Consider the following 10536-nt stretch of genomic DNA (forward strand, 5'->3'; position numbering starts at 1 on the left):
AAGTAGGGGAGCGGGCAAGTTCCATCGTTTCATGAAACGCTGAACCGCCCTATCTCTTTGGTTCGCGCAATTCCGGACGGACGGCTACGGCGAAGTCGCCGAGCCTAACCATTTCACTTTGCCTGGAATTGCTTCAGCCCGCCGCCATTTCCAGCTCGCCTCGCGCCTTGGCCGCAGCGACCTGGCGGATGGCGTCGGCGAGCGTGTCGGCGTCCTGCGCGCCCATGACCGCGTATTTGCCTTCGAGCAGGAAGCAGGGGACGCCGGTGATGCCCATGCGCGAGGCCGTGGCGATTTCGGTGCGCACCTGATCGACATCGGCATCGGTCGGCAGCAGCGTCTCGACCACGGAGGCGTCCATGCCGGCTTCGCGGGCGGCTGCGGTCAGCACGGCGTGATCGCCAAGATTGGCGCCTTCCTCGAAGTTGAGCTGGAACAGCCGGCGCACCAGCCGGTTCTGCACCGCCTCGCCGGCGGTTCCCGCCCAGCGGATGACTCGGTGCGCGTCCAGCGTGTTGGCCGCCACCTTGATGGCGCCGAAGGCAAAATGGATGCCTTCAGCCTCGCCCAGCGGTTCGATCCGGGCATGGATCTGGCGGATGCGCTCCTCGCTGCCGAACTTGGCGATCATGTATTGGCGGCGATCCATGCCTCCGGGCGGGATGGTCGGATCGAGCTGGAACGGCCGCCAGCGCACATGCACCTCGATGTCGCCGGCCATGGCGATCGCCTTGTCGAGCCGTTTCTGACCGATGAAGCACCACGGACAGACGACATCGGACACGACATCGACGGTGATCGAGTTCTCGGCGGTCATTGTCGTCTCCTGTTTCGGGAGGGTCAGTTGGGCTTTCGCCACCAGACCGGCAGCTGATAACCGAATATGGGGGTCTTTTGCGGATGTTCCAGGTAGTTCCAGTAGGCGAGCCACTGCTGCGTGTTGTATTGCATCGGCACCATGTAGTTGCCTGAGATCAGCAACCGGTCGAGGACGCGAACGGCGGCGACATAGTCTTCCTTGGTTCGCGCCTTCAGCATCGCATCCATTGCTGCGTCTATCGCGGGATCGGCAACGCCGGCCAGATTGAAGGAGCCTTCCCTTTTGGCTTCCGAAGAGCCCCAGCGAAAGGTCTGCTCGATGCCGGGGGACAGCGAGTTGCTGAACCCGCTCGAACCGATCAGCACCTCGAAATCGAAGCGCTGTTTGCGCGACTGGATTTGGTCGGCCTCGAGGCTGCGGATGGTCACAGCGATGCCGATCTTCTGCAGCGTGCGCTGATAGATAGTGGCAAAACGCTCCTCGTCCTGCGAGGCGGTTAGGATTTCGAAGCCGAAGGGATTTCCCTTGGGGTCCAGCAGAACCCCGTCCTTGACGGCATAGCCTTCGCTCTTCAGTAAATCGAATGCCGCCTTCAGCACCTTGCGATCCTGGCCCGTGCCATCATTCACCGGCGGCCTCCAGGTGCCTTCCATGACATCGGCCGGCACGCGGCCGGGGTAGGGCGCGAGCAGCGCCTTCTCTCTGTCTCCGGCCGGATGACCGAGCGCGGATAGCTCGGAATTCTGCCAGTAGCTCATGGTGCGCGTGTACTTGCCGCCGAACAGGTTCTTGTTCGCCCATTCGAAGTCGTAGAGCATCCCTAGCGCGCGCCGCACGACTGGGTTGGAAAACTTCTCCAGCCTTGTGTTGAACAGGAATCCGGTCACGACAGGCGGTATGCCGGTGTCGAAGGTTTCGGCGATCACTTCGCCACGATGGAAAGCGGGAAAATCGAGATCGCGCTCACGCTTGACCGGATCGCTTTGGTCGTCGACGGCGCAGATGCCTTTCTTGAAAGCTTCCGTCTTGGCATTGTCATTCAGGAAATACTCGATGGTGATCTGGTCGTAATTGTCGAAGCCGCGTTTCGAAGGGAGGTCCTTGCCCCAGTAGTCGGGATTGCGCTTGAAGACGATGCGTTGGCCAGGTTGCACCTTGTCCACCGTGTAGGGTCCGCTGCCGATCAAAGGCTTCAGTGTCGTCTTGTCGAAGGTATCCCTGTCAAAAGCGTGCCTGGGGATGATCGGTGTCAACGCGATGATCAGCGGGGTCTCGCGATTAGCCTTGTCGTTGAAGGTGAATTTCACGCTGTGCTCGCCGGTCTTTTCCAGCTTGGCGATCATGCTCATGCGAACGCTGTAGGGCGGGCGGCCCTTGTCGGTGAAGACATCGTAAGTGAACAGCACGTCCTCCGGCGTCACCGGCTGGCCGTCCGACCATTTTGCGTTCGGGTTGAGATGGAATTCGATCGACTTGCGCTCCGGATCCATGTCTGCGCTGTCGGCAAGCAGGCCATAGAGGCTGAAAGCCTCGTCGTAATTGCGCTGCATCAGCGGTTCGAAGACGAGGTTGCCGTAGGTGAGATCCAGCATGCCGCGCGCCGTGGTGCGCAGGCTTTTCAGGATGAACGGGTTGAGATTGTCGAAGCTGCCGACCACACAATAGGTGATGCTGCCGCCCTTCGGCGCATCGGGATTGGCGTAGTTGAAATGCGTATAGCCGGCCGGCAGCGCCGGCTCGCCCTGCATGGCGATGGCGTGCTTCGGCTCCGACTGCACCGGTCCAGGCGAAAGGGTCAGAAACGAGGTCGCGGCTATCAGCCAAACGAGAACGCGGCCCATGACCGACTCCTTGCCAGGCGGCTTGATGATTCGGAATGCACCCTAGAGCATTTCACGCGGCGATTGAATCGCCGCTGCGTCGGGAATTCGAACGAGGTTTCCTAAGGCTTCGACGCCGGCGGGCTGCGCCAAGAATTGCAGCCTACGGGCTGGATTCGCCGGAGCTGGCAGTGTAACACGCGCTCCGAAGTCATGCTGTTGCCTCATTTCGGCAACAGGTAGCTGGACCACGCGGCGCGAATAAGCCGGTCCCGGGATCATTGAGAGGAAGTACACCATATGACGAGCCTGAACAGCAACGCGTACCGCCTTTCGGTCTTGGCCGCAGGCGTGATCGGCTTTCTGGGCGCTGAACTTCCGGCTGCCTCCGCGCAGCAGCAGCAGATTCCGCAGGGCTGGTTCAAGGCCTGCACCAAGCAGGAAGATGTCGACATCTGCAATGTCCAGAACATCGTCACCGCCGGCAATGGCCAACTCGTCACCGGCATCAGCCTGATCGAGCTGAAGGGCAAGGTGAACCGCAAGGTGTTCCAGGTCACGGTCCCGACCGGCCGTCTGGTCCCTCCCGGCATCGGCCTGCAGATCGACACCGGCAAGGCGCAGAAGCTTGACTATGTGATCTGCTTCCCCGACCGCTGCGTGGCCGAAGTGCCGCTGACCGATCAGCTCGTCGCTTCCTTCAAGAAGGGCCAGGCAATCACGCTTACCTCGGTCAATTTCCAGAACCAGCCGAACCCGATCAAGGTCGCGCTGACCGGTTTCAGCGGCGCCTACGACGGCCCGCCGCTGCAGCAGTCGGATATCGAGGACCGGCAGAAGAAGCTGAAGGACTTCGTGGCCAAGAACAACCAGGACTTCGCCAAGAAGCTCAAGGAAGAGCAGGACAAGGCGAAGACCGCCAACTGATCGCCCAGGACTCCTGCGGGAGTCTTCTGGTTTCGAAAAAAAGCGGGGCTTTGGCCCCGCTTTTTTGTGTCAATGCCGCGACTGGCGTTTCGGCTCGTAGCGGCCGTCCGGCCGCTTGTCGAACATCTCGCCAATCTGCGGGTGTCGAACCGGTTCGCCCGACTTGTCCTCGAGCAGGTTCTGCTCGGAGACGTAGGCGATGTATTCCGTTTCCGAATTCTCGGCGAGAAGATGGTAGAAGGGCTGGTCCTTGCGCGGCCTCACGTCTGCCGGGATCGCCTCGTACCATTCCTCGGTGTTGGCGAATTGCGGGTCGACGTCGAAGATGACGCCGCGGAACGGAAACAGCCGATGGCGAACCACTTGTCCGATCGAGAATTTGGCCGTTTTCATCGCACTCACCACTCAGGTTCCAGGGCGCCGTCCGTGACCGCGCAAAGGCGCCTAAGATCTTGAATTTACGCGCTGCGCCGCCAAAAATCGACCCCGACTTTCGGTTGGTGCCTATTTGGCGCAGACGCCGCGTCAATTCAATGCCAAAGCACCGCTCCAGTAGCAGCCAACGAACTGGCGGAGCCGAGGGTTTCGGGCTCGCTGCGGAAAGGTCTGGGGAAGCTACCGCGGGGACTGCTTCCGCAAACCGCCGGCAAGAGCCTGGAAGCCGCTGCCGGGCCTGAGCCCCTCTCGCATGAAAAAGGCGCGCAGCGGCGCGAAGCTGCCGAGCACGCCAAGGCCGGCGCTGCGCGCCAGCTGCGCCGGCAGCATGTCGGAGAGCAAGGACCTGTTCAGCAAATTGACCGCGCTGCTGCGGGCCAAGATGTCGGGCCGCCGCCTGGTATCGTAGGTCGCAAGGCACTTCTCCGATCCCGGGTCGGAGCTATTTTCGCTGGCGATTCCAATCAGATCGTCGATATCCCTGATGCCGAGATTGAGGCCTTGCGCGCCGATCGGCGGGAATACGTGCGCGGCCTCGCCGACCAGCGCAACGCGATTTTGCGCAAAGCGGCCCGGCGAGGCGGCCGATAGCGGATAGACCTGCCTGCCGGGTTCGACGGTGACGCGCCCCAGCATCGACTGCATCTGCTCTTCGACGCGTTGCGAAAGCGTCGCGTCGTCGAGCGCCGCCAGTTCCGTCGCCGTCTCCGGCTTCACCACCCAGACAAGACTGGAACGGTTGCCGGGCAGGGGAACCTGCGTGAACGGGCCTGTCTCGGTGTGGAATTCGGTCGAGGTGAAAGCGTGGTCGCTGCGGTGGCTGAAATTGAGAACCAGCGCCGCCTGTGGATAGGACCGCACCGAGGCGGCAATGCCCGCCGCTTCGCGCGCCGGCGACAGGCGCCCGTCGGCGGCGACCGCCAGCGAGGCGGAAATCTCGCTGCCATCGGCGAGCACGGCATGGGCATGGGCGGCGTCGAGGCGCCAGCTCTCGACCATCGATTTCCGCCGTTCTATGCCCGCATGCGCGGCAACCGCCCTGGCAAGGGCGGGAACAAGCACATTGTTCGGCAGGTTCAAGCCGAACTGCTCTTCGCCGATTTCCGTGGCGCGGAAAGTGACCGTCGGGCTGCGGACCAGCCGCCTTGTCGCGTCGACGATGCGCATCACCTTCAGTGGTGCGGCCTTTGGCTTGAGTTCCGCGAGAACGCCCAGCCGCTCGAGAACTTTCAAGGCGGGGTTCATGAGCGCGGTGGTGCGGCCATCCTGGCCATTGGCTGCCGGGCCCGCCAGCGTCACCGCAAAGCCGGCCTCGGCAAACCCAAGCGCCGCGATCAGCCCGGCCGGACCGCTGCCGGCGACCAATATCCGCGCTGTCTTCTGATGATCCAAATCCGGTATCCAGATCGCAATGCAGGCCCAATTGGCCGCCAATGCGGTATAGGCCGGAGTGTACGGCTTGATCAACGCGGCGATTCAGCCCATTTCGGGTCCATGACCGGCCAGGACAACGACTTCCGCCATCTCGACCGGGCCGGCCGCGCCACCGCGGACGTCGCGCGCAACCCCCGGCTGGTGGTGGCCATGATGGTTGGTGCGGCGGTCATCCTGGCGTGGCTAACGCTTGGCGTCATGGCGATCCGCGGTGCCGAAGGCCGGGTTGCGGGCGCATCGGCCCCGGGCGATTTCATGTTGAAATACCTGCCGCCGCCGCCGCTGCCGGATTTCGTCGATCGCTTTTTCGCGCTTTGCCTGGCGCCGGCGCCGCTTGCCGGCGCAATCGGCGCGCAGGCGCCGGCGCTTATCCTGATGTGGTTCCTGATGGCCGTGGCGACGATGCTGCCGTCCGCCGCGCCGATGATCCGCATCTATTGCGAGATCGCGGACACCGCTCGCATCAGGGGCGAGCCGGTCGTTCACCCGCTGGTCCTGGTCGCGGGCTATCTCTGCATGTGGCTGGCTGGCTCGGCGCTGTTTGCGGCGCTGACGCTCGGCGTCCACGCCTTCGCCTCGTCCGGGCAATTGCTCGATCCGGTCGTTGGCATCGCCGGAGCAGCGGCCTTGCTGGTCGCGGGCCTCTACCAGTTCAGCGGCCTGAAAGAAGCCTGCCTGACGAAATGCCGGAACCCGTTCTCGACCTTGTTCGCAAACTGGAGCGCGAAACCTGGCCGCATCTTCCATCTCGGCATGGAACAGGGCCTGTGGTGCCTGGGCTGCTGCTGGGCGCTGATGCTGGTGATGTTCGCCGTGGGCGCGATGAACATCTTCTGGATGGCGTTGATCGGCCTGTTCACCCTGATCGAAAAACAGACCAGCGGCAGGATGGCAAGCCGGAGTGTCGGTGCGATACTGCTTGTCTGGGGTGCCGCCCTGCTATTAGTTTCGGCGTGAGGGGGAGAGAATTCGATGAAAGACCAAGGCTGGGCAATGAAGGGAGAGCTCGTACTCTCCTGCAATTGCACGGTTTTTTGCCCTTGCGTACTGTCGCTCGGAAGCCATCCGCCGACCGAGGGCTATTGCCAGACCTGGGCCGGATTCCGCATCGACGCCGGCCATTCCGGTGACGTCGACCTCTCCGGCCTCAATCTTGGCCTTGTGATGGAGATCCCTGGCTATATGAGCCGCGGCAACTGGACAGCCGGGCTGTTCATCGATAAGCGCGCCTCCATCCACGCGGTCAAGGCGCTCACCAGGATCTTCACCGGCAAGGCGGGCGGCACCACCGCGTTGCTTGCCATCCTGGTTGGAAAATTCCTCGGCGTCGAGCAGGTGCCGATCACCTATGAGACGCGTGACAAGACGCGTATCTTCCAGATACCGAAGATCATCGACGGGGCGGTGACGCCGATCCCCGGCAAGGACCGCGAAAAGGATACGGTGATCAGCAACTCCGAATACTGGATCGCGCCGGAAATCATCGTGGCGAAGTCCGACAAGAGCAAGATGCGCGCCTTCGGCCGCAACTGGAACTTTGCCGGCCGTTCGGCCGAGATCTGCAAGCTGGACTGGCGGGGCCCGTGAGCAAGAACACTGCGGCGAGGAAAGCCGCCAAGAAAATCGCCGACCGGATTCCGCGACCGAAGAAGAAGGTGACGTGGCCGCAGGCGCGTGCGTTCTCGGTTCACCTTCTGACTGCTTCCGGCTCGTTCCTGGCCTTCCTGTCGCTGGTCGCGGCGAGCGAGCAACGCTGGACGGCGATGTTCTGGTGGCTGGGGCTGGCGCTGTTCGTCGACGGCATCGATGGTCCGATCGCCAGGAAACTTGAGGTCAAGGAGATTCTGCCGACATGGTCGGGCGAACTTCTCGACAACATCATCGACTACGTGACCTATGTGCTCATCCCGGCCTTCGCGCTCTATCAGCGCGGCTTCATGGGCGAAAAGCTGTCGTTCCTGTCGGCGGCGATCATCGTGGTCTCCAGCGCGATCTACTATGCCGACACCGGCATGAAGACGAAGGAGAATTTCTTCAAGGGCTTCCCGGTCGTCTGGAACATGGTGGTGTTCACGCTCTTCGTCATCGAGCCGGGGCAATGGGTTTCCTTCGCCGTGGTGGTGGTCGCCGGCATCCTCACCTTCGTGCCGATCAACTTCATTCATCCGGTTCGCGTGGTGCGGCTGAGGCCGGTCAATCTCGGCATGACGCTGCTGTGGTGTGCCTTCGGTGCGCTGGCACTGGCGCAGGCGGCACTCGCCGCCTTCTACGACCAGATCGGCGTGCTGGGCGAGCAGGTCAGCGTCTTCACCAAGGTCGGTATCACCGTGACCGGACTTTACCTCGCCTGCATCGGCGGTATCATGCAGGTCTTTCCAAAGCTCGGCGCCAAGCCGGGCGCCGGAAAAGACTGATTCCTGCGAAAGCCGGTTCCCAAGACGGCTTGATCCCAAGAGAGACTGCCCAATGCCCAAAGCGATCCGCATCCACGCCCATGGCGGCCCGGAAGTACTGACCTATGAGGATGCCGATCCGGGCCAGCCCGGGGCCGGGCAGGTCCTGATCAGGCACACCGCGATCGGCCTCAATTTCATCGATGTCTATCATCGCTCGGGCCTCTATCCTCCGCCCGGCGGCTTTCCGCTGATCCCCGGCGGCGAGGCGGCCGGCGTGGTGCTGTCGGTCGGCGCCGACGTCGACTGGCTGAAGGCCGGCGACCGCATCGCCTATGCCGTCAATGTCGGCGCCTATGCCGAGCAGCGGGTCATCGCCGCCGACCGTGTGGTGAAGGTGCCCGATGGCATCGGCGACGAGCAGGCGGCGGGGATGATGCTGAAAGGCATGACGGCCGAGTATCTTTTGCGCCGCACCTTCAAGGTGAAGGCGGGCGACACTATCCTGTTCCATGCGGCGGCCGGCGGCGTCGGCCTGATCCTCGGACAGTGGGCCAAGCATCTCGGCGCCACGGTCATCGGCACGGCAAGCTCCGCGGACAAGATCGAGCTCGCCAAGGCGCACGGCTTCGACCATGTCATCAACTACAAGGAGCACGATTTCGTCGCCGGTGTCGCCGCCATAACCGGCGGCAAAAAGTGCGATGTCGTCTACGATTCCGTCGGCAACGATACGTTCCCCGGTTCGCTCGACTGCCTGAAGCCGCTCGGCATGTTCGTCAGCTTCGGCCAGTCCTCCGGGCCGATCCCGCCCTTCTCTATGTCGCTCCTGGCGCAGAAGGGCTCGCTATACGCCACAAGGCCGACGCTGTTCGTCTACAACGCCAGGCGCGAAGACCTCGTGGCGTCGGCCGAGGCCCTGTTCGGCGTCGTGCAGAGCGGTGCGGTCGAGATCAAGATCAACCAGCGCTACCAGTTGAAGGACGCCGGCAAGGCACACTCCGATCTCGAGGGAAGGCGCACGACAGGCACCACCGTTCTGATCCCCTGATGCCGCCGTTCCTGGCGGCTTGCCGCGGTGGAAAGCATTGATAGTTGGCAAAGCCGGCCATCCACTTTCACCGGCTTTGCAAGGTACTTTTTTACCGCTTGAGTTTCCGCTGAAATTCTTGAAGCTCTTTCAAGTCGCGTGCCGCTTTCCGCCAACAGCCGGCAGCGCATACGATGCTTGCGGGAACACAGAACATATCTGGCAACCAGATGGGAGGCACTGTGAGTGCAAATCACGACAGCGCGAATCTGCTTGAAGTTCGTGGGCTGACCAAGATTTTCGGCACGCTGACGGCGTGTAACCATATCGACCTCAACATCGCCAAGGGCGAGATCCACGCCCTGCTCGGCGAGAACGGCGCTGGCAAGTCGACGCTGGTCAAGATGCTATTCGGTTCGCTGGAGCCGAATTCGGGTGAGATCTTCTGGGACGGCCAGCCAGTCCGGATCACCAACCCGGGCGCCGCCAAGAAGCTCGGCATCGGCATGGTGTTCCAGCATTTCTCGCTCTTCGAGGCGTTGACCGCGGCGGAGAACATCGCGCTGTCGCTGGATGACGGCTCGCCGATCAGCAGCATCGCCGCCAAGGCGAGGGCGCTCTCCTACAGCTACGGCCTGCCGCTCGATCCTGAATCGCTGGTCGGCGACCTCTCGGTCGGCGAACGCCAGCGCATCGAGATCATCCGCTGCCTGCTGCAGACACCGCAGCTGATCATCCTCGACGAACCGACATCGGTGCTGACGCCGCAGGAAGCCGACAAGCTGTTCGAGACGCTGGAAAGGCTGCGCTCGGAAGGCAAGTCGATCCTCTACATCTCGCACCGGCTGGAAGAGGTCAAACGTATCTGCGACCGCGCCACGGTGCTGCGCCACGGCAAGGTGGTCGGCCATTGCAACCCGCGCCAGGAGACCGCCGCCTCGCTCGCCCGCATGATGGTTGGCACCGAGGTCAAGGCGGTGGTGCGCGCGCCGGCCGAAGGCATCGAGATGGCGCCGGCGCTGCTCGAGATCCGCGCGCTGACCCGCAAGCCGGCGACGCCGTTCTCGATCCCGCTGAGGAACATCAACCTCACCGTGCGCGCCGGCGAGGTGATCGGCATCGCCGGCGTCGCCGGCAATGGCCAGGGCGAATTCTTCGAATCCGTCTCCGGCGAGGCGATGCAGCCGGATGCCGGCTCGGTGCGCATCCGCGGCAAGGACGCCGGCGGCCTCACCATCACCGGCAGGCGGCTGATGGGCGCGGCCTTCGTGCCGGAGGAGCGGCTTGGCCATGGTGCCGCGCCGCGCATGAAGCTCTCGGAAAACCTGCTACTGTCGCGCCACGCCACCGACGGCAAGGCCTTTGTCGGCTCTGGCGGCATGGTCAAGAGCGCCGCCATCTACGCTGCTTCCCAGCGTATCATCGAGGTGATGGACGTTCGCAAGAGCGCGCCCGATCCGGAAGCCGCGGCATTGTCCGGCGGCAACTTACAGAAATTCATCGTCGGCCGCGAACTCGACCGCAAGCCGAGCGTCATGGTGGTCAACCAGCCGACCTGGGGGGTCGATGCCGGTGCCGCGGCCCACATCCGCCAGGCGCTGATCGAACTGGCACGCAGCGGCTCGGCGGTGCTGGTCATCAGCCAGGACCTCGACGAGTTGTTCGAGATCTCGGATG

General features: G+C 63.0%; 10 protein-coding genes. 6 read left to right on the top strand and 4 right to left on the bottom strand.

Annotated features, from left to right (window positions below; genetic code table 11):
• Nucleotides 1–133: 133 nt before the first annotated feature.
• Both EN781_RS14650 and EN781_RS14655 read right to left on the bottom strand, forming a co-directional pair.
• Nucleotides 134–817, bottom strand: a complete 684-nt coding sequence (locus EN781_RS14650; protein ID WP_126054532.1) for a DsbA family protein — start codon at nucleotides 815–817, stop codon at nucleotides 134–136.
• Nucleotides 818–840: 23 nt separating this feature from the next.
• A complete protein-coding gene (locus tag EN781_RS14655; protein WP_126054533.1) occupies nucleotides 841–2661 on the bottom strand; it encodes an extracellular solute-binding protein in 1821 nt (606 codons plus the stop codon).
• 279 nt (nucleotides 2662–2940) lie between these two features.
• Between EN781_RS14655 and EN781_RS14660 the strand changes: the two genes are divergently transcribed.
• Nucleotides 2941–3567 carry an invasion associated locus B family protein gene (locus EN781_RS14660; protein WP_126054534.1) on the top strand — a complete coding sequence of 209 codons (627 nt, stop codon included), beginning with the start codon at nucleotides 2941–2943 and terminating at the stop codon, nucleotides 3565–3567.
• Between the two features lie 69 nt (nucleotides 3568–3636).
• On the opposite strand, the gene hspQ is transcribed toward EN781_RS14660, so the two are convergent.
• Nucleotides 3637–3960 (bottom strand): heat shock protein HspQ, encoded by a 324-nt coding sequence (gene hspQ, locus EN781_RS14665; RefSeq protein WP_128346819.1) that lies wholly within the window; start codon nucleotides 3958–3960, stop codon nucleotides 3637–3639.
• Between the two features lie 222 nt (nucleotides 3961–4182).
• Nucleotides 4183–5394 carry a UbiH/UbiF family hydroxylase gene (locus tag EN781_RS14670; protein ID WP_127400089.1) on the bottom strand — a complete coding sequence of 404 codons (1212 nt, stop codon included), beginning with the start codon at nucleotides 5392–5394 and terminating at the stop codon, nucleotides 4183–4185.
• Nucleotides 5395–5496: 102 nt separating this feature from the next.
• On the opposite strand from EN781_RS14670, the gene EN781_RS14675 reads away from it, so the two are divergent.
• From EN781_RS14675 to EN781_RS14695, 5 genes are all read left to right on the top strand, one after another.
• Nucleotides 5497–6393, top strand: coding sequence for a DUF2182 domain-containing protein (locus tag EN781_RS14675; protein ID WP_126054537.1), 897 nt, complete (start codon nucleotides 5497–5499; stop codon nucleotides 6391–6393).
• Nucleotides 6394–6408: 15 nt separating this feature from the next.
• Nucleotides 6409–7023, top strand: coding sequence for a DUF1326 domain-containing protein (locus EN781_RS14680; protein WP_126054538.1), 615 nt, complete (start codon nucleotides 6409–6411; stop codon nucleotides 7021–7023).
• A complete protein-coding gene (gene pcsA / locus EN781_RS14685) occupies nucleotides 7020–7850 on the top strand; it encodes a phosphatidylcholine synthase (protein WP_126054539.1) in 831 nt (276 codons plus the stop codon). Before EN781_RS14680 ends, pcsA begins: the two co-directional genes overlap by 4 nt.
• A gap of 52 nt (nucleotides 7851–7902) precedes the next feature.
• On the top strand, nucleotides 7903–8880 hold the full coding sequence (locus EN781_RS14690; protein WP_126054540.1) for a quinone oxidoreductase: 978 nt from the start codon (nucleotides 7903–7905) through the stop codon (nucleotides 8878–8880).
• A 209-nt stretch (nucleotides 8881–9089) separates the two neighbouring features.
• The coding region (locus EN781_RS14695; RefSeq protein ID WP_189347576.1) for an ABC transporter ATP-binding protein at nucleotides 9090–10536 on the top strand (1447 nt) is incomplete at its 3' end.

Source organism: Mesorhizobium sp. M4A.F.Ca.ET.090.04.2.1, from assembly GCF_003999085.1.
Classification (GTDB): Bacteria; Pseudomonadota; Alphaproteobacteria; order Rhizobiales; family Rhizobiaceae; genus Mesorhizobium.

What these genes read in the sequence shown, in the direction of transcription:
- EN781_RS14650 (WP_126054532.1), bottom strand. Translation starts at nt 817, where the DNA reads ATGACCGCCGAGAACTCGATCACCGTCGATGTCGTGTCCGATGTCGTC.
- EN781_RS14655 (WP_126054533.1), bottom strand. Translation starts at nt 2,661, where the DNA reads ATGGGCCGCGTTCTCGTTTGGCTGATAGCCGCGACCTCGTTTCTGACC.
- EN781_RS14660 (WP_126054534.1), top strand. Translation starts at nt 2,941, where the DNA reads ATGACGAGCCTGAACAGCAACGCGTACCGCCTTTCGGTCTTGGCCGCA.
- hspQ (WP_128346819.1), bottom strand. Translation starts at nt 3,960, where the DNA reads ATGAAAACGGCCAAATTCTCGATCGGACAAGTGGTTCGCCATCGGCTG.
- EN781_RS14675 (WP_126054537.1), top strand. Translation starts at nt 5,497, where the DNA reads ATGACCGGCCAGGACAACGACTTCCGCCATCTCGACCGGGCCGGCCGC.
- EN781_RS14680 (WP_126054538.1), top strand. Translation starts at nt 6,409, where the DNA reads ATGAAAGACCAAGGCTGGGCAATGAAGGGAGAGCTCGTACTCTCCTGC.
- EN781_RS14690 (WP_126054540.1), top strand. Translation starts at nt 7,903, where the DNA reads ATGCCCAAAGCGATCCGCATCCACGCCCATGGCGGCCCGGAAGTACTG.